Below are 17075 nucleotides of genomic sequence, written 5' to 3' on the forward strand. Positions count from 1 at the left end.
TTTGCCTGGTGATGAATTTTTTCTGTGGTGGCTACCAGAAATGTTTCCTATATGAGTGTTAGTTCAGGTGTTGAGGCGGTTAGGTCACGCCAGAAGGATTGAAGATGAAATTTTTACGAAATGCCTGGTATGCGGGATCTTGGGCAAAGGACATCACCTCCGAGACCTTGCTTTATCGCAAGATCATCAACGAGCCATTGCTTTTCACAAGGCGGGAGGACGGAACACCGGTTGTCATGTCGAATGTGTGCCCGCACCGGTTCGCGCCATTGCACCTCGGCTGCAAGACGGGCGACCGCATTCGCTGCGGCTACCACGGCCTCGAGTTCAACACTGAGGGCCAGTGTGTGCACAATCCAAACACCCCGGGCGCTATTCCAGAGGCAATGAAAGTGCCGACCTACCCGGTTGTCGAAAAGCACACGATGCTGTGGGTCTGGATGGGCGACCAGCCGCCTGATGAGAGTCTGATCCCCGATTTCTCTGTCATGGTGGACGGCGATGGCCTGTCCCGTCACCGTGACCATTTCACGATGAACGTGAATGTCGAGTTGATCTCGAATAACGTCATGGATCTAAGTCATGCATCCTTTCTGCATGCGGGATTGCTGGCCACGCCGGAGCATGCGAATGCCGAGATCAAAGTCAGGCAGGACGGCCGAACTGTAAGTTGCGAGCGCTGGTCGCGTGATGTTCCGGTGCCGCAGGTCTTCGATCTAATGTTCCGTCGTGACAAAAAGAACGTGGACTTCTGGAACATCATGCGCTGGGATCCACCATCGTGCTTTCTGCTCGATGTTGGTTGCCATGCGCCGGGGGATACCCGGGAAGATGGGGCGGGCTACATGGGCATCCACATCCTGGCAGCCGAGACCGAAACGACCACGCACTATCACGTGGGCATCGTTCGCAAGCCGATTAGCGAAGCGGACCAGGAGTTTGAGGCCGAAATCGCCAAGCTGAGATTGCATGCGTTTCAGGGACAGGACGAACCCATGATGGAGGCGATGCAAGACATGTTGGGCATCGAGGAGCTGCTCAAACGCAAGCCGGTCCTGTTCAATGTCGACAGCGGTCCCGTCCGCATGAAGCGAGTTCTCGAGGAACTTCTTGCAAAAGAAGCCAAGTCGGCTCGTGGAGTGGATTCGGTTTCAGACTCCTCGCCATGAGTGAGCTAAATCTAACCGTGCAAGTGGCGCGCAAATGGACCGAAGCTGTTGACATCTGCGTGTTGGAGCTGGCTAGTGCGGACCCACAGCAGGCATTGCCGGCTTTCTCGGCAGGCTCACATATCGACGTCCAGATTCCGGGTGGAGTCACAAGGCAATACTCACTGTGCAACGATTCTTCCGAGCGCCATCGCTATCTAATCGGTGTTCTTAAGGACCCGAAGTCGCGGGGTGGGTCAAGGGCGATGCATGAGATCGTTCAAGAGGGAGACCTGCTGCGCATCAGCGTGCCCAAGAACCATTTCGCCCTCTCGCATGCGGCAAAGCACAGCGTTCTGTTGGCGGGCGGTATCGGTGTCACGCCCATTCTGTGTATGGCTGAGCGGTTGGCCATTGCGAGCGAAAAATTCGAGATGCATTACTGCACGCGAGAGCGCAACCGGACTGCGTTCTTGCGACGAATCCAATCGTCCCCGTTCGCGGCCCATGCGCACTTCCATTTTGACGATGGGGAACCAGAGCAAAAACTCGATATCGGGGCATTGCTCGCCACCCACCAGGTTGGGACTCATCTTTACGTATGCGGACCTAAAGGCTTTATGGACGCCGTGCTTCAGACGGCCAGAGCCAAGGGTTGGCCCGAATCACAGCTGCACTACGAGTTCTTTTCCGGTGATGTTGCGAGGTCGGACGCGGATGGCAGTTTCGAGGTAAAGCTGGCGAGCTCGGGGAAAGTCGTGAACGTGCCCAAGGATAAAACCGTCGTTGAAGCGTTGAAGGCGGCTGGAATCGAGGTGCAGACGTCGTGTGAGCAAGGAGTGTGCGGAACTTGCCTCACACGCGTACTAGAGGGTGTGCCTGAACACCGTGACATGTATCTCACAACTGAGGAGCAAGCCGCGAATGACCAGTTTATGCCGTGCTGTTCGCGCGCTGTGACGCCGATGCTCGTGCTGGATCTGTAATTCGCGTTCATTCCAGGTAGTTCGAAATCGTCCCGCTGAATGGTGAGCGCGGGAGCCGGTCTGGCGGTTTGGCACCAATGCACTCACTTTTAAAGCAAACCGAAATGAGGTGAACCATGGATCGCAGGACTTTTCTAAATCAGGCTTCGACACTTGGTGCAGGTCTGTCATTGTTTGGCATTGCTCAACATGCCATAGCCATTGATCCGCCTAATATTGTGCTTGGAATGTCGCTTCCGTTTACGGGGGTCGCCAGTATCAATGCACAACAGTTTCGAGAAGGGGCGCGAATTCTTTTCGAATCGGTGAATGCTTCTGGAGGCATTCATGGCCGGCGGATTCAGCTATTGATTTTGGACGACAAGTTTGACAAGGAACTTGTGGTCCAAAATGCCCGAAAGCTGGTTGATCAGGGCGCCCTAGCCTTGTTTGGTTTTATGGGAACACCTGGGATTATTGAGGTGTCAAAGTTCGCTAACGAAAACAAGATTCCTCTTATTGGTGCCGTTTCGGGCGCACCGATTGTGAAAGACCCAGGCAATCGCTACGTGTTTATTGTTCGATCCAGCTTCGCTCATGAGGCCTCAAGTGCCGTCGAGATCGGGACAACTACAGGCGTGCGCAGCTGGGGCGTGGTCTATCAGGACGACGGGCAAGGCCGAGCGGCGCTTAGTGGTGTGACGACGACTTTGGCGCGCCAGAAGCTCGTTCCGCTTGTAGAGGCTCCTTTTCCACCCTCGGCCAAGCCCGACTTTACTCAAACACTCCTGGGCATTGAAAAACAGCGTCCCGCCGCCCTGATTTTTGGGGGCAGCGCACCAGCTCTGGCTGCCTTCGTCACCCAGGCAAAAGAGAAGGGCATTATCTTGCCTGTCACGACAGTGCTATCAGTGGTCTCTCCTGAGATGGCCATTTCGCTGCTTGGTGACAATGCCATCGGATTGCGGTTTACCCAGCCTGTGCCGTATCCCTACAACACTCGCAGCGTTGGGTCGTCCGAGTACGTGGAGCTGGTAAAACGCTTCTCCAAGGAGTCGGCTTCGTTCTTGGGGATGGAGGGCTTTCTATCCGCCAAGCTGATGATCAAAACACTGCAATTAACGCCATCGCTACAGCGGGAAAAACTGGTTTCGACTCTGGAATCCATGACGAATTTTCCGCTGACAGAAGATTTTCGTGTTACTTATGGCCCCGGCAACCGCAGTGGCTCGTCTTTTGTCGACACAATGATTATTGGGCGGCAGCGGAGTATATTGCGGTGATTGGTGGTTCAAATTGTGTGCGGAGCTACCCACACTAGTTTCCTCATGTCGATGCAGGCGAGCGCCGAAGCTCGCGATACAAAGTTGCCCGGCTTATGTCGAGTCGGCGCGCAGCCTCGTCCTTGTCCCCCGCGGTCTCCGCGAGCGCCTTTCGTATATAGGCGTCGCGCTCGCGATCCAAATGTGCCTGCAAAGTGGTCGTTATCGAGGCTCCACCCATTTCAGCGTTATCCCCCAGTCGCCTTGCTGGCCGTCCAGCCGGCAGCTCGGTATCGCCGGAAATCAGGAAGCGCAACACGGCTGCTTCCAACTGGCGCACGTTGCCCGGCCAGTCAAAGGCCAGCCATCGCGCGCGAACCGTTGGTGGCATCCGGCGACCTGGCAGACCCTCTCGTCGCGCCATGCGATCAAGCAGTTGCTCGATCATCCATTCAAGGTCATCGCGCTCACGTAAAGCGGGCATGCGCACGCCGAGTACGTTCAGCCGGTAATACAGATCAGCTCTAAACTGGCCGGCATCTACGCGGGCCTGCAGGTCGCGATGGGTGGCGCAAACAACTCGCGTATCGATCGGAATCGGCGAAACGCCACCGACTCGAACGATCTCCTGATTCTGAACAGCATGCAGAAGACTGGCCTGCAGGCTCAGTGGCATGTCACCGATCTCATCGAGGAATAGCGTGCCCCCGCTCGCCAGTTCGAACTTGCCCGGTTTTCCGCGAGTTCGGGCTCCGGTGAAGGCGCCGCCTTCGTAGCCGAAAAGTTCTGCATCAATCAGCGACTCCGGAATCGAGGCACAGTTGACCCATACGAATGGTCGCCGAGCTCGCGGTGACAGGGCGTGGATGGCGCTGGCTGCCAGTTCTTTTCCGCTTCCAGTCTCGCCCTGCACTAGCACCGGCAACGACAGCGGGGCAGCCTGTTCAATGGCTGCCCGCACTGCATGCATTCTTGCTCCGCGTCCCAAGATGTCCGCGAGCTTGTGCCGCGCGGTCCACGGTGTGGGCGAGCTGTGAATGGCACGGTCGCCGTCCGCAGCAACGGCAACCGCCTTTTTCAGCGCAGCCATATCGGAGAACAGAGCGAGGCCCACTGCGCCGATGATCCGTTCGTCCTGGTAGACAGGCACCTGGCGCGCCAGCAGCTGGTGGCCGTGGACTTCCAGCGTCATCATGGTCACGGTTGTGTCGCCCCGCGCAACATGATGGAGCCGAGTCTTTGGCGACACGACATCGGTGATGTGCCGGCCAATGAAATCCCCGGGTGAACCGCCCAGCAGGCGGCAATACGGCGCGTTGATCAGCACGACGCGCCCTTCGGTATCCACCGCGACGAGACAGTCGGACACGTGATCCAGCACGCGGCGCAGTAGCTCAGCTTCATTCTGGCCGGAGCCAAACCATTCTGGAAAAGGCATAACTTGTATCAATAATGAGATTTAGAGACTCTATTTTGAGATTACAGCCAATATTCTGCCGCGTCAAGCAGGACTGGAAGGGGAATTTCTTCCAACAAATCAACAGCTTGCGCGTTCATGTCGACGGGAAACGCGCCTTGGCATCAGGTTTGCTGAGTAAGCCCGCCTCGCGCTTGACTACGTGGGGCGTTCGATTCCCCAACTGGAAATGCACATGGACAATAATTTTTCTATCGGAGACATGCATGTGCGGGTGGCGGGCCAAGGCCCGACGCTCGTGTTTTGTCACGGCTTCACCACAACGGGTGAGTTCTGGCGCGAGCAAATCGGCGAGTTCGCGCGGGATCACCGATTGGTGATACTGGACTTGCCTGGGCATGGTCGCTCGGCGCGTCCGCAGACTCGCCGTTACACAATTGACGCCTTCGTGGCCGATTTGGTGTTGCTGTTTGACAAGTTAGACCTCAAAGACGTGATTCTCGTGGGGCTCTCAATGGGCGGCACGATTTCCCAACGGTTCGCACTCACGCACGGAGACCGCCTGCGCGCCCTGGTGCTAGTGGGTGCAACGCCGCACGGACTCGGTCCTGACGTCCGCGTGAAGAATGTGCTGGAGGCGATTGATCGCCTCGGTATCGTCGCCGCAAGCCAGGCGGTGATCGATCGCTCGTTCGGCTCAGCCGCATCGCCCGAACTGGTGGCGTTCGCTCGCGAACAGGTCGCACAGACTCCAAATTTCGTCGCGCGCGAAGCCATCGTTTCACTCAACGAGGCTGACAGCCGTGAGGAGCTTGAGCATCTGACTTTGCCGACGCTCGTCGTCTGCGGCGAAGAGGATGCCATCACGCCACCTGCGCAATCCCAGGCACTCGCGGCCGGTATTCCTGGTGCCATACTGCAGCTGGTCCCCGCCGCTGCGCACTTCCCGATGCTGGAGCAACCCGAGCGTTTTAACGCCATCCTGCGCGACTTCATTGCGCGTATCGACAAGCGGAGCGGTGCCTGACGGCACCGCCATACATCTAGGAGTATGGACATGACAACAAACATAAACGCATCCCCCGCAACGCCAGGGACCCCCCGTGAAACGCGCCGCGTGGTCTTCGCCGCCGCACTCGGCACCGTGTTCGAGTGGTATGACTTCTTCATCTACGGTAGCCTCGCAGTGTTCTTCAGCGGATTGTTCTTTCCCAAGGGCAACGAATCCGCAGCCATTCTCGCGTCGCTCGCGACCTTTGGCGCAGGCTTCGTGTTGAGGCCCTTCGGTGCAATCGTCTTCGGACGCTTGGGTGACCTGGTTGGACGCAAGAAAACCTTTCTTGTGACAATGATGATCATGGGCCTGGCCACCGCGACCATCGGCTTCCTCCCCACGTTCGAGACCATCGGCTGGGCCGCCCCGGCGATTTTGGTCCTGCTGCGGCTGGTGCAGGGCCTGGCGATCGGCGGAGAGTTCGGCGGCGCTGTCACTTACATCGCGGAGCACGCAGATCCGCGGCATCGCGGCTTCACGACGAGTTGGCTGCAGATCACTGGAACCCTCGGGCTGCTCGCCTCTCTGACTGTGATCCTGGTACTGCGATCGTCGTTGTCCGCAGAGTCCTTTGCCTCTTGGGGATGGCGTGTGCCGTTCGTGCTGTCGTTGGGGTTGCTCGCGTATTCGCTTTATGTGCGTATGCGGCTGGAGGAGTCGCCGATATTTCTCGAGATGAAGGCGCACGGAAAGGGCTCGCGAAATCCGATCAAAGACATTTTCGGAAATTCGCGCACTCTACGCATTGTGCTGGTGACGATTTTCGGTGCAGTGGCAGGACAAGCCGTCATCTGGTATACGGCGCACTTCTACAGCCTGCAGTTCCTCACCACCATGCTGAAGCTGCCCGCTCAATCTGCCTATGGCTACCTCACGATCGCTCTCGTGCTGGCCACACCGTTCTTCGTGCTTTTCGGCTGGCTTTCAGATCTGGTTGGTCGAAAGTGGATCATGCTGACGGGCTGTCTGCTGTCTGCATTGCTGTTCGTGCCTCTCTTCCAGGGCATGGCCAAATACGGGAATCCAGCGCTGGAAGAGTTCCGCGCTCGGACTCATGTCGTCATTGAGGGTAGCGACTGTCGTGAGGAACAATCATTTGTCGGTCAACTCTTTCAGCCAAAGGCGACCAAGCCGTGCACGCGCGCCCGCTCATTCCTGGCCGCGCAAGGTATTCCATATACGTTGCAGCAGCAGCAAGGCGAACTGCGGCTCGTGATTGGCGAAATAACATTGCCCGGTTTTGACGAAGCCGTGGTACGTCGCGTGCTGGTTGAGCGCGGCATGCCGCTGGTCGCCGATCCAGCCCGCGTGAATGCGCCCATGATTGTGCTGATGCTGTTCGGGCTGATTTTCCTCTCGACCATGGTGTATGGCCCGATGGGTGCGTTCCTCGTTGAACAGTTTCCAACACAGGTTCGCTATAGCGGCGTCTCGGTGGCACTGCAATTCGGGAATGGCTGGATCGGTGGCTTCGCGCCTTTCGTGGCGACGGCAATGGTGGTAGGCAGTGGCGACATCTTCCACGGCCTTCTCTACACGGTTGCTGTGTCGCTGATCACTTTGGTTGTGGGGGCGATTTTCATTCGTGATCGCCACGGACTGGACATGCGCGAGCCGGTTACATCGGCGGAAAATCCCCATCCTGCCGCAGCTCTGGCAGCTTCGAAACGTCAAGCCGGATGATTCCCGTCACGATCATCACCGGCTTTCTGGGTGCCGGTAAGACGACACTCGTAAACCACCTGCTAGATCAGTGCCATGACGCTTTCATCGGCGTCATCGTCAACGAGTTTGGCGAGGTTGGCATCGACGGGGAACTGATCGTCGCCGATGATCGGCCGCTTATCGAGATCACCAATGGTTGCATCTGCTGCACGGTGCGCAAGGACCTGGCAGTGGCGGTCAACGATCTGCTCCAGCGTGCCGGCCGGCCGGTCGATCGCCTGATCATCGAAACCTCCGGTCTGGCCGACCCGGCTCCGGTATTGCAGAGTTTTCTCGCCGATGCGGCCATGTTGGAGCGCGTGGAACTTGAATCGGTCATTACCGTTGCCGATGCACACCATCTTCTACTCCATCTCGGCGACGATATTGTGCGTGAGCAAATAGCTTTTGCTGACGTCGTCATGCTCAACAAGATCGAGACGGTCGATGGTGAAGCAGTGAAGAGGCTCGAGCGCGAGTTACGTCTGCTGAACCCCGCTGCGCACCTGGTCCGGGCTGAACACGCGCGGATCCCGGTGGGTGAACTGCTCGGCACGAAGCGGTTTTCCCTGGCGAACGTGCTGTCGGTCGAGCCCGATCTCCTGGAAGACGAGCACAACCACGAGCACGACACCTCGATCGGCTCATACAGCATCGAGACCGATGAGGCCATTGACGCAGAGCGGTTCAATCGCTGGATGAACCAACTGGTCCAACAGTCGGGTGCCCGGTTGATGCGAAGCAAGGGCGTTCTGAACCTGCGAGGCGAGGCACGGCAGTTCCACTTTCACAGCGTTCACATGCTGCTCGATGCCCGGCCGGGTCGCGGCTGGCGACCTGGAGAGCCGCGCCGCAGTCGGCTGGTGTTCATTGGACGGAATCTGGACGTGGATTCGCTGCGCGACGGATTCCTCGGTTGCGTTGCCTCTAGCCAAAATGGTGCCACACCATGAAACTTCAACACACTCTGGGCGGCCTCGAAAACCTCGGGCCTGTCAGCCTAGAAATCCGCGTTTTTGTGCAGGAATGGGAAAAGCGGATTTTCGGCATCCACACCGTAATGATGGCCGAAAGTGCACATCTTGCAGACGCATTGCCGAAGTATCCGGTGGCTGCATTGCCGACCACGTTCAAGGAAACGTGGACCTGGGCGTCGCTGCGCTCCGGTGCCGAGGCGATGCAGCCTTTCGAGTACTTTAAGTTCCGCTATTACGAGAAGTGGCTGATGGGCATCACCCAGTTCTTCGTCGATAAAGGCTACTTCAACAGCGACGAGCTGGCGCGTGCGACAGCGCATTACAGCGCCGAGCCAGGTGCACCGCTGCCCGATAGGCCCAGCGAGCCCATCAAGCAACAGATCGTCGACTACCTGCTGCGCGGCGATTCTCCCCTTCGAACGCTGCCCGACGCACCGCGGTTCGTCCAGCGCCAGCTGGTTCGGGTGGGCGACCCGCCGGCAGTGGAACATACCCGGCTACCCGGCTACCTGCGCAACAAGCGGGGTACCGTCATGGAGGTGTATTCAGGGGCTTTCGGGTACTTCTGCTCGACAGGGCCCGACGGGATTGGCGCACCCATGCCGGTGTACCGCGTAGCGTTTGCTGCTGAGGACATCTGGGGGCCCGGTATGTCCGAGCCAAACACGACGATTTATGCGGACCTCTTCGAGGCTTACCTGAGAGAAGGACTATGAGCGACGACCTGTTCAAGTACAACGAGGAACGCGAAGCGGCGAACGCCGCAAAGGTCCGCGCACTGGAGACCCTTCTGATCGAAAAAGGCGTGATCGGCAGCGACTCAGTCGATGCCGTGCTCGAGCACTTCGAGAAGGTCGCCGGCCCCTTCAACGGCGCGCGCGTCGTCGCACGGGCGTGGACCGACCCCACTTACAAGGAGCGCTTGCTCGCCGATACGCCCAAGGCTATCGCCGAGCTGCAACTGCCGCAGGGCATGACGGGAGCCGAGGGCGAACACATGGCAGCGGTGGCGAACGTCCCCGGCGTGCACAACCTCATCATTTGCACGCTTTGCTCTTGCTACCCGTGGCCCCTGCTCGGTTTGCCGCCCTACTGGTACAAGGATCCGGTTTTCCGCGCCCGTGGCGTGCGCGAGCCACGTGCGGTCTTGCGCGAGTTCGGCGTTCCGGTGAATGAAGGCGCTGAAGTGCGGGTGTGGGACAGCAGCGCGCAAATTCGCTGGTTCGTCATACCGGAACGGCCGGCCAATACCGAAGGCTTAAGCGAGGAAGCGCTGGCTGCGCTGGTCACTCCCGAGTCGATGATGGGCGTCGCACTGGTACAAGCGCCCAAGACAATCTGAGGCTCACGCGATGTTTACCCGCTTCGAAGAGTACGCCGCATCCCGCATGCTTGGGCAAGCTGATGCACCACCTCATAGCAATGGCAAGTTGCACTTCAGCCAGGAGTGGCAACGCCAGCTTTTTGGATTGGCGCTTGCGGTGTCCAAGGAGGGCCATTTCGAATGGGAGGATTTTCGCCAGCAACTGATTCACTCGATCGGAAACTGGGAACAACTCGATTGTTCAGCGCAGCCACCGTGGGATTACTACGAGCGGTTTCTCGAGGCGCTGCTCAATGTTCTTCAGCTACAACAGTTGACATCCATAGGCGAGGTTACCAAAGCACTGGATAGTTAGCAGGCACCGGCCCAAAGGTTGTAACGCAACGATGGCCGTTGGCCTTTGATCGTGACTCATAGTTTTGAACACGAGCCTGGGAAGGCGATGGAAGTTTGCTCCGTCAGCCCGGATACCGGCCAACAAGGTGAACGCGCGGCCTGCAACGGCCGCGCGGTCGTAATGCTCAGGCGCTGGCGGGGATGCTGGCGCGAGTCTTTAGCTAGTTGAGGAAATACACCATGCACATCGAACCCGGTCTCGTTGACGGCACCAAAATACTTATGAGCTACGGGACTGCAGCGGCAGCGCTCGCCTACACCGCCAAGCTCGCGCTGGATATGTTGAAGAATGAGGGCATTGTCGCCTTGCTGCTGCGCTCTGCGATTGCCGCGGCGCTGGTGTTCAGCTTTTTTGAGCTACTGCCTCATCATCCTGTCGGGGGTTCCGAAGTGCATTTGATTCTGGGTACCACGTTGATGCTGGTTTTTGGTGTGGCGCCTGCCTGCATCAGCCTCGCGGCCGGCTTGTTGATCCAAGGCCTGTTCTTCGAACCTCAGGACATTCCCCAATACGGCATGAATGTCACTACCTGCTGGTGCCTTTGTTTGCCACTGCTGCCTTGGCGCGCCGTATCATTCCGGAAGAGCTGGCTTATGTTGACATCGGATACATGCAAGCGTTCAAGCTCTCTGTCGCCTATCAAGGCGGTATTGTGGTCTGGGTCGGCTTCTGGGCGTTGTATGGCCGCGGTGTCGGTATTGAAAACCTGAACCAAATTGCCAGCTTTGGCGCGGCGTACATGGCCGTCGTGCTTGTTGAGCCTCTGGTAGACCTCGGCGTGTTAGCAGCAGCCAAGGCTTGGCGTCGGCTGCAAGGCACGGTGTTGGTGGAAAAGCGGTTGTACCGCGCAATCTGATCAAAGTTTGTTGAATACCGCTGAAGTCTGACCAGAGGGGGATGCGGACAATAACTTGGACTGGTATGTGCCGTAAGTCCAAGATGCTCTCGGCTGACCGCCGAAAATCGCCGCCCGAATGCAAGTAAAGGCGTATCAATGCGATGTGTTCGACGTACTTCATTTAGTTGTCGAAAATTCTTGCGCAGCCCGGAAAACTTCGACGGACTTTGCTAGGTTAAAAACGGCAGGAAAAGTAATCGAAAGGCATTCCTCTTAGAGGAATTCTCCGACGGACTTTATTCATGACAATCAAGCGTGTTCCGTGGGAATAAGGTCTGTCGGAGATTCGGCAGCTCGATGGTGCCATTGCGAGGATTCCCACTACGCGTTGTTGACTTAGCCAAGCCGCATCGACAACTCCACGTCCTCGCCGAACGACACGGACAGGTAGCCACTGCCGGGCGAACGCATCCGGGTTAGGTAGTCCGGGCTCTGGTCGGCGTTGTCGGCCACGATCAGCGCACCCGGCAAAAGGCGGTTCCCCACCAGATCCAGGATGTCGCTGTAAAGCGCCTTGGCTCCGTCGAGCAGCAGCAGATCGATGTTTTCGGGGAGATCGGTCGCGAGGGTATTCAGTGCGTCGCCCTCGCGGATTTCCACCAAGTCGGCCAGGCCGCCCTCGGCGAGATGTTCCCGCGCCCGCGCCACTTTAGAGGGCTCAAATTCAGTGCTGATCAGGTTGCCGCCACCGTTGTCACGCAGTGCCGCAGCCAGGTGCAGAGTTGAAATACCAAACGAGGTGCCAAACTCGACGATGTTTGCAGCATTGGCATTGCGCGCCAGCATATAAAGCAGTGCGCCGGTTTCGCGCGAGACCGGAAGCCATAAATCTTTCAGAAGCCCATACAAACTCAAATATTCCGTCTTGCTTTGCATCAGGCGTTCTCGCTCTTCACGCGAAACGCCTGCCATTGCCGGGCTGGTGGCGGCATCGGCCTGCGCGAACAGTCTGTCCAACAACGGGGCGAGCGGGGGAGAGGTAAGTGTTGCAATCATTGAAGTGTCCAATCTGGGGGTGAGCGTTACGTAACGCGCGATAAAATGCGATCAATTCGTCGCATTCATAGAATACGATGAATTCCTCGCATTTGCTATTCGCATTATTTTTGGACACGCCACGCCGCCATGACTGACCGCCAGATCCCTCAGATTTCCTCGAGAAAACAGCCCAAGCAGGCCCGCTCGACTGAACTCGTCGCTGCAATTCTGGAAGCGGCCACTCAGGTTCTGGCCAAGGAAGGAGCACATCGATTCACGACAGCGCGCGTCGCGGAAAAAGCTGGAGTTAGTGTCGGCTCGGTGTACCAGTACTTCCCAAATAAGGCGGCGATCCTATTCCGGCTGCAAAGCGACGAGTGGCAGCAGACGACAGACATGCTGAGCAGCATCCTGAAGGATGTTCAGAAGGCGCCGCTTGAAAGGCTGCGGGCACTGGTTCACGCCTTCATTCGATCAGAGTGTGACGAGGCTGGAATGCGGGTGGCGCTCAGTGACGCTGCACCGCTCTACCGCGAGGCGCCTGAAGCACACGCGGCGAAGGCGTCGGGAGACCGAATTATTCAAGCCTTCATGCGGGAGGCGCTGCCCAAGGCGCCGCAGGTAACTCGTGTGCTGGCCGGCGATCTGATTACCGCCACTCTCAGCGCTGCCGGAAAGGACTTTTCGGAAAGCAGCCGCACAAACGCAGAGATCAAGGTCTACGCGGACGCAATGGCCGACATGTTCTGCGCCTACCTCAAGCATTTGCGTGCCGCTGAGTCGAAACGCCCCCCGAGTGGGCGGAATGGTGGATGAAGCAGACCGCCCAATGTTAAATCGCAAGCTATGCTGTTGAATTCTGATTTGAGGGGATCAGATTTCGACGGAATTCAACTGGCAACCGGGACCAAGGGTAAGGTGCAGTGGCGATATTTATATCAGGTGTGTATCAGCGAGCGCCGTACGCAAGAAGTGCAAGTAGCCAACCTGCAAGCGAGAGCACCAAGCGGAGCCAGTTGAGTGAGCGCCATTTTGCTGCGGTGCGCAGGGCCGTCCCAGTTGGCGAGTCATCGCCGCGCATGAGCCCTATTGCTTTGGGAATAAAGAAGGCGAATGTGAATATTCGCTCGACCAGCGTCACCGCACATGCAGCGAGCCAAAGGGTACGGACGGGCCCCGTACTCGCGAATGCAAAATAGCAATTGATGAGCGTCAAAAGACTCAGGGGTCCGGTGCTGACAAAGCCCCAGAAACGGCGCCCGGAATCGTCGGCTCGCATCGCCTCTGGATGAAGATAGCGTGCACCCCCGGGAGAAATTCCCATCCAGCGCGGAACGACGATTCGCTGCTCGTACAGACCGGCTCCAAAGGCAACGCCGTGAAAAATGACGAACATCACCAGCGAAAACGATGGAAAGTCAAAGAACATGTAATGCTTCGAGGAAGGATTTGTCGCTTAACGCGAAGATGGCTGGACCGGCAACATTCGCGGCGATGCCGCGTCCTGTCATAGTGTCTTTCCGTGAGCTTAACGCAATTTATAGCGCAAGGTCCGCGGCAGACGGGTTCGAACCTCGGCGCAATTCGACAAGTTCAAGCGAGGCTGTCTTTCTTCCTCAATGCATTGATGACATACAGCCAGGGCAGCAGCCACATGGCAGAAAAAACCATGAATGCCCACGGGATTGGGTCAGACGATGCAAGGCTGGGCCCAAGGTAAGACGTATAGAGATCGACACTCCAAAGCGTATTCAGCACACCGAGGAGCGGAGCCAACGCCACCACCCACGCCCCCGACACCTTCGCCCCTTTTACAAATAGGAGTAAAGCGATGGGTGCTGCCGCGCCAACAATGGGAGCCCAGAGTAAAAGTGAATCCACAGCGCGCAGGGGAGAACCCCATCCACCCAGTGCTAACGCTGCCGGCCAACTCACAAGTCCAACACCTATCGCTAAAACGATCCCGACAATTTGCATAACGCCCGCCCTCTTCACTTGGGGCATGGTATCGCACCTGATATCCCGTCGGGATGCCAATTCAGTACAACCTTTCTCCCACCCATCGCGCATACCGGAAATCCCGGATCCCCATCACTTTCCCCTCCGCAAATTCCAGCACCACCAGGTACCCCGGCGCCCCTGCACCTTCGTCCTCCTCGGTATCCACCCACAGTCCTGGCCGGCCCTCCACGTTGATGGGTGTTATGCGCAGCCCGTACGTCTTGGCTGCGTAATTCGTGAAGTACTCCCCACCGCGCGCCTGCATCGGCTTGCGGCGAGCCACCAGGTCCAGCTTCACGTCCTGACCCAGCATCTCGCGCAGGCCATCGAAGTCCCTGGCGTTGAAGCGCTCGGCATAGGCGGCCAGCAGGGCCTGGTCTTGCGGTGACAGGCTGGGCGGCGAAGCCGCGTCGTCGGGTTGCCCGGCCAGCTCGCGCAAGCGCGCGCGGCCGCGGTGCAGCGCCGCCTTGACGGCCGGCACGGTGGTGCCCATCACGCCGGCCGCTTCTTCGAGGGCGTAACCCAGCACGTCGGCCAGGATGACGGTGCTGCGCTGCGCGGGCGCAAGGCGCATGAAGGTGCGCAAGGCCGCGGTGGCCACATGGCGGCGGTCGGCGGACTCGGCCTGCTTGTCCGCGATTGTGTCCACGTCTTCGTCGGCAAACATCGCCTGCTCGCGCGATTTGCGCCGCAGGAAGTCCATGGCCGCGTTGTGCGCGATGCGAAACAGCCACGCTTCCACGTTCTGCACGGCCTGCGCGTCGTAGCTCCCGTTGGCCTTGATCAGCGTTTCCTGCACCACGTCTTCGCCGTCCAGCATCGAACCCGTCATTCGTGCGCAGTAGCGGTGCAGGCGGGCGCGCAGCTGGGCCATCAACTGGGGGAAGTCGGGGTCGGGTATAGGCGGGTCGGGAAGCTTGGTGGGGAGCATAGGAGCCTTTGGTGAGGGGGACATGGCGGGCCGAGCCCGCAATGGCGATCAGGGAAGACGTTTGGCAAAGGTGAAAGGATGCGATGCGGACGAAAAATATTTCCGGATCGTTGCGCCCCCGCCCTTCGTCTTTACAGCCATGCAACACGAAAGGATACAAGCAGATGCAAGACACCCATCAATCTACGGGATTCACGGGCACCCAGCGCTGGGTGCTGGCGCTGGCCGCGGCCGGCTCCTTCATGGCGGCGCTGGACGCCATGGTGGTGACCACGGCGCTGGACACGCTGCGGCACGACCTGTCGGCGTCGGTGGAGGCGCTGGAGTGGACGGTCAACGCCTACACCTTCAGTTTTGCCGCGCTGCTGATGACAGGCGCGGCACTGGGCGACCGGTTCGGGCGGCGCCGCATGTACGTGGCGGGGCTGGCGCTGTTCGCGCTGGCGTCGGCCGCCTGCGCGCTGGCGCCCGGCACCGGCTGGTTGATCGCCGCGCGGGCGGTGCAGGGCCTTGGCGCGGCGCTGCTGATGCCGATTGGCATGGCGCTGCTGGGCGCGACCTTCCCGCCGGCGCAGCGGGCCAGGGCGCTGGGCTTGTTCAGCGGCATCACCGGGCTGGCGGTGCTGTCGGGGCCGCTCATCGGCGGCGCCATCGTGCACGGGCTCGCGTGGCAGTGGATCTTCTGGATCAACCTGCCGGTGGCGCTGGTGGTGGCCTGGCTGATGCTGGCCAAGGTACCCGAGGGCAAGGCCGCAGCGCCGCAGCTGGACATCCTGGGCGCTGCGCTGATGACGGCGTCATTGCTCGGCCTGGTGTGGGGCGGGGTGCGCGGCAATCGCGATGGCTGGGGCAGCACGCAGGTGCTGCTGTCCTTGGGGGCTGGGGCGGTGCTGGGTGCGCTGTTCGTGGCGTCGCAACGATCGCGCGCGTGGGATGCGATGGTGCCGCCGCGTCTGTTCCGCTCCCCTGTGTTGGCGGCGGGGCTCACGATCGCTTTCTTGTTGACGGCCTCACTGATGGGCACGCTGTTCTTCATGGCGCAGTTTTTCCAGGTCGTGTGGCACCGCTCGCCGCTGGCCGCCGGCGCGAGCATGCTGCCCTGGACGGCGACTTTGTTCCTGGTAGCGCCGGTGGCGGGTGCTATGGTCAAGCGCGTCGGCGAAAAGGCATTGGTCGTCGTCGGACTGGGCCTGCAGGCAGCCGGCATGGTGTGGCTGGCGGCGCTGGTGCGCGCCGACGCCGGCTACTGGATGTGGGTGCTGCCGCTTGCGCTTGCCGGTGGCGGCATCTCAATGGCCATGCCCGCAGTTCAAAGCGCGGTGCTGGGCGCGGTCGAGCCGCCCGACATAGGCAAGGCGGCGGGTTTGTTCAACACCCTGCGGCAACTAGGCGGCGTGTTCGGCGTCGCGTTGGTCGTGGCGGTGTTTACGCGCGCGGGCGGCTACGCCAGCCCGCAGGAATTCGGCGCCGGCTTTGCCGTGGCGCTGTGGGTCACCGCGGCGCTTTCGCTGGCCGGCGCGGTGGTGGGTTTGCGGCTGAAGCCGCGCGCAACCCAGGTTGATACGGCGATACAAGGAGTGAAATCATGAAGACAGTGGTGGTGCGCTACAAGGTGATGCCGGAGTTCGCCGACGAGAATCAGCGGCTCATCGAGCAGGTGTTCGCTCAACTGGCGCGCGAGAAGCCCAGTGGTCTGCAATATCAATCATTCCGTATGGGCGACGGCTTGAGCTTCATGCACATCGCCACCCGCGAAGGCGGGCCGGACGACAGTCCCCTGATGAAGCTGGACACGTTCAAAACTTTCCTGGCGGGGATCAAAGACAGGTGTGTGGAACCGCCGGTACAGATGGAGGTGAAGCCGCTCGGACGGTACGACGAACTCGTGGACGTTGCAGCCCCATCCTGAACGGTCATCGATTCCTGCGTGGGATATGGCGTTTCACCCACACTTTTTTTGTAGATTGCGTTCTAAAACCAGTTCAAGCGAGAAAAATTATGCCAATCGGAATCACAATT

At 59.2% G+C, this 17075-nt stretch carries 17 protein-coding genes and 1 pseudogene; 13 read left to right on the forward strand and 5 right to left on the reverse strand.

Going from position 1 to position 17075, the window contains the following annotated elements:
* The first annotated feature begins 104 nt into the window (after positions 1-104).
* The 3 genes from AC1D1F_RS14355 to AC1D1F_RS14365 all read left to right on the forward strand — a co-directional run bounded on the left by AC1D1F_RS14355 (position 105) and on the right by AC1D1F_RS14365 (position 3396).
* On the forward strand, positions 105-1169 hold the full coding sequence (locus AC1D1F_RS14355; RefSeq protein ID WP_477679111.1) for a Rieske 2Fe-2S domain-containing protein: 1065 nt from the start codon (positions 105-107) through the stop codon (positions 1167-1169).
* The gene (locus tag AC1D1F_RS14360; protein WP_477696448.1) at positions 1166-2134 is read left to right on the forward strand and encodes a PDR/VanB family oxidoreductase; all 969 of its coding nucleotides are present in this window, start codon (positions 1166-1168) and stop codon (positions 2132-2134) included. Before AC1D1F_RS14355 ends, AC1D1F_RS14360 begins: the two co-directional genes overlap by 4 nt.
* Before the next feature lie 116 nt (positions 2135-2250).
* The gene (locus AC1D1F_RS14365; protein ID WP_477678280.1) at positions 2251-3396 is read left to right on the forward strand and encodes an ABC transporter substrate-binding protein; all 1146 of its coding nucleotides are present in this window, start codon (positions 2251-2253) and stop codon (positions 3394-3396) included.
* A gap of 43 nt (positions 3397-3439) precedes the next feature.
* Here the strand turns inward: AC1D1F_RS14365 and AC1D1F_RS14370 are convergent, their stop codons facing one another.
* The gene (locus tag AC1D1F_RS14370) at positions 3440-4813 is read right to left on the reverse strand and encodes a sigma-54 interaction domain-containing protein (protein WP_477696449.1); all 1374 of its coding nucleotides are present in this window, start codon (positions 4811-4813) and stop codon (positions 3440-3442) included.
* A 214-nt stretch (positions 4814-5027) separates the two neighbouring features.
* Here AC1D1F_RS14370 and AC1D1F_RS14375 point away from each other — a divergent pair, with 214 nt between their 5' ends.
* From AC1D1F_RS14375 to AC1D1F_RS14405, 7 genes and pseudogenes are all read left to right on the forward strand, one after another.
* Entirely contained in the window at positions 5028-5819 is a 792-nt protein-coding gene (locus tag AC1D1F_RS14375; RefSeq protein ID WP_477678282.1) for an alpha/beta fold hydrolase, read from the forward strand.
* 30 nt (positions 5820-5849) lie between these two features.
* Complete coding sequence (locus AC1D1F_RS14380; protein ID WP_477700758.1) at positions 5850-7529, forward strand: MFS transporter; 1680 nt, start codon at positions 5850-5852, stop codon at positions 7527-7529.
* Complete coding sequence (locus AC1D1F_RS14385) at positions 7526-8503, forward strand: CobW family GTP-binding protein (protein ID WP_477700759.1); 978 nt, start codon at positions 7526-7528, stop codon at positions 8501-8503. Before AC1D1F_RS14380 ends, AC1D1F_RS14385 begins: the two co-directional genes overlap by 4 nt.
* On the forward strand, positions 8500-9243 hold the full coding sequence (gene nthB, locus AC1D1F_RS14390) for a nitrile hydratase subunit beta (RefSeq protein WP_477678489.1): 744 nt from the start codon (positions 8500-8502) through the stop codon (positions 9241-9243). The genes AC1D1F_RS14385 and nthB overlap by 4 nt, the downstream gene beginning before the upstream one ends.
* Positions 9240-9869, forward strand: a complete 630-nt coding sequence (nthA, locus tag AC1D1F_RS14395; protein WP_477678490.1) for a nitrile hydratase subunit alpha — start codon at positions 9240-9242, stop codon at positions 9867-9869. The genes nthB and nthA overlap by 4 nt, the downstream gene beginning before the upstream one ends.
* 10 nt (positions 9870-9879) lie before the next feature.
* Positions 9880-10206 carry a nitrile hydratase accessory protein gene (locus tag AC1D1F_RS14400; RefSeq protein WP_477678491.1) on the forward strand — a complete coding sequence of 109 codons (327 nt, stop codon included), beginning with the start codon at positions 9880-9882 and terminating at the stop codon, positions 10204-10206.
* Positions 10207-10427: 221 nt separating this feature from the next.
* Positions 10428-11104 (forward strand): annotated as a pseudogene (locus AC1D1F_RS14405) (energy-coupling factor ABC transporter permease).
* Positions 11105-11482: 378 nt separating this feature from the next.
* Here the strand turns inward: AC1D1F_RS14405 and AC1D1F_RS14410 are convergent.
* On the reverse strand, positions 11483-12142 hold the full coding sequence (locus AC1D1F_RS14410) for an O-methyltransferase (protein ID WP_477678492.1): 660 nt from the start codon (positions 12140-12142) through the stop codon (positions 11483-11485).
* A 129-nt stretch (positions 12143-12271) separates the two neighbouring features.
* Here AC1D1F_RS14410 and AC1D1F_RS14415 point away from each other — a divergent pair, with 129 nt between their 5' ends.
* A complete protein-coding gene (locus AC1D1F_RS14415; protein ID WP_477678493.1) occupies positions 12272-12940 on the forward strand; it encodes a TetR/AcrR family transcriptional regulator in 669 nt (222 codons plus the stop codon).
* Between the two features lie 133 nt (positions 12941-13073).
* Here the strand turns inward: AC1D1F_RS14415 and AC1D1F_RS14420 are convergent, their stop codons facing one another.
* The 3 genes from AC1D1F_RS14420 to AC1D1F_RS14430 form a co-directional block, all read right to left on the reverse strand.
* A complete protein-coding gene (locus AC1D1F_RS14420) occupies positions 13074-13553 on the reverse strand; it encodes a hypothetical protein (protein WP_477678494.1) in 480 nt (159 codons plus the stop codon).
* Between the two features lie 164 nt (positions 13554-13717).
* Complete coding sequence (locus AC1D1F_RS14425; RefSeq protein ID WP_477696453.1) at positions 13718-14128, reverse strand: hypothetical protein; 411 nt, start codon at positions 14126-14128, stop codon at positions 13718-13720.
* A gap of 34 nt (positions 14129-14162) precedes the next feature.
* Positions 14163-15056: a sigma-70 family RNA polymerase sigma factor gene (locus tag AC1D1F_RS14430; RefSeq protein WP_477696454.1), complete on the reverse strand. Its 894-nt coding sequence runs from the start codon at positions 15054-15056 to the stop codon at positions 14163-14165.
* Between the two features lie 164 nt (positions 15057-15220).
* Here AC1D1F_RS14430 and AC1D1F_RS14435 point away from each other — a divergent pair, with 164 nt between their 5' ends.
* Positions 15221-16645 carry an MFS transporter gene (locus tag AC1D1F_RS14435; RefSeq protein WP_477677901.1) on the forward strand — a complete coding sequence of 475 codons (1425 nt, stop codon included), beginning with the start codon at positions 15221-15223 and terminating at the stop codon, positions 16643-16645.
* The gene (locus AC1D1F_RS14440) at positions 16642-16965 is read left to right on the forward strand and encodes a hypothetical protein (protein ID WP_477677902.1); all 324 of its coding nucleotides are present in this window, start codon (positions 16642-16644) and stop codon (positions 16963-16965) included. The genes AC1D1F_RS14435 and AC1D1F_RS14440 overlap by 4 nt, the downstream gene beginning before the upstream one ends.
* Positions 16966-17075: the final 110 nt, after the last annotated feature.

This window comes from Polaromonas sp. P1_H6 (assembly GCF_056405195.1).

Excerpts from the sequence above, each read along its gene's own strand:
- AC1D1F_RS14365 (WP_477678280.1), top strand. The coding sequence starts at position 2,251 with ATGGATCGCAGGACTTTTCTAAATCAGGCTTCGACACTTGGTGCAGGT.
- AC1D1F_RS14410 (WP_477678492.1), bottom strand. The coding sequence starts at position 12,142 with ATGATTGCAACACTTACCTCTCCCCCGCTCGCCCCGTTGTTGGACAGA.
- AC1D1F_RS14415 (WP_477678493.1), top strand. The coding sequence starts at position 12,272 with ATGACTGACCGCCAGATCCCTCAGATTTCCTCGAGAAAACAGCCCAAG.
- AC1D1F_RS14360 (WP_477696448.1), top strand. The coding sequence starts at position 1,166 with ATGAGTGAGCTAAATCTAACCGTGCAAGTGGCGCGCAAATGGACCGAA.
- AC1D1F_RS14435 (WP_477677901.1), top strand. The coding sequence starts at position 15,221 with ATGCAAGACACCCATCAATCTACGGGATTCACGGGCACCCAGCGCTGG.
- AC1D1F_RS14355 (WP_477679111.1), top strand. The coding sequence starts at position 105 with ATGAAATTTTTACGAAATGCCTGGTATGCGGGATCTTGGGCAAAGGAC.
- nthB (WP_477678489.1), top strand. The coding sequence starts at position 8,500 with ATGAAACTTCAACACACTCTGGGCGGCCTCGAAAACCTCGGGCCTGTC.
- AC1D1F_RS14420 (WP_477678494.1), bottom strand. The coding sequence starts at position 13,553 with ATGTTCTTTGACTTTCCATCGTTTTCGCTGGTGATGTTCGTCATTTTT.
- AC1D1F_RS14440 (WP_477677902.1), top strand. The coding sequence starts at position 16,642 with ATGAAGACAGTGGTGGTGCGCTACAAGGTGATGCCGGAGTTCGCCGAC.
- AC1D1F_RS14385 (WP_477700759.1), top strand. The coding sequence starts at position 7,526 with ATGATTCCCGTCACGATCATCACCGGCTTTCTGGGTGCCGGTAAGACG.
- AC1D1F_RS14400 (WP_477678491.1), top strand. The coding sequence starts at position 9,880 with ATGTTTACCCGCTTCGAAGAGTACGCCGCATCCCGCATGCTTGGGCAA.
- nthA (WP_477678490.1), top strand. The coding sequence starts at position 9,240 with ATGAGCGACGACCTGTTCAAGTACAACGAGGAACGCGAAGCGGCGAAC.
- AC1D1F_RS14375 (WP_477678282.1), top strand. The coding sequence starts at position 5,028 with ATGGACAATAATTTTTCTATCGGAGACATGCATGTGCGGGTGGCGGGC.
- AC1D1F_RS14370 (WP_477696449.1), bottom strand. The coding sequence starts at position 4,813 with ATGCCTTTTCCAGAATGGTTTGGCTCCGGCCAGAATGAAGCTGAGCTA.
- AC1D1F_RS14380 (WP_477700758.1), top strand. The coding sequence starts at position 5,850 with ATGACAACAAACATAAACGCATCCCCCGCAACGCCAGGGACCCCCCGT.
- AC1D1F_RS14425 (WP_477696453.1), bottom strand. The coding sequence starts at position 14,128 with ATGCCCCAAGTGAAGAGGGCGGGCGTTATGCAAATTGTCGGGATCGTT.
- AC1D1F_RS14430 (WP_477696454.1), bottom strand. The coding sequence starts at position 15,056 with ATGCTCCCCACCAAGCTTCCCGACCCGCCTATACCCGACCCCGACTTC.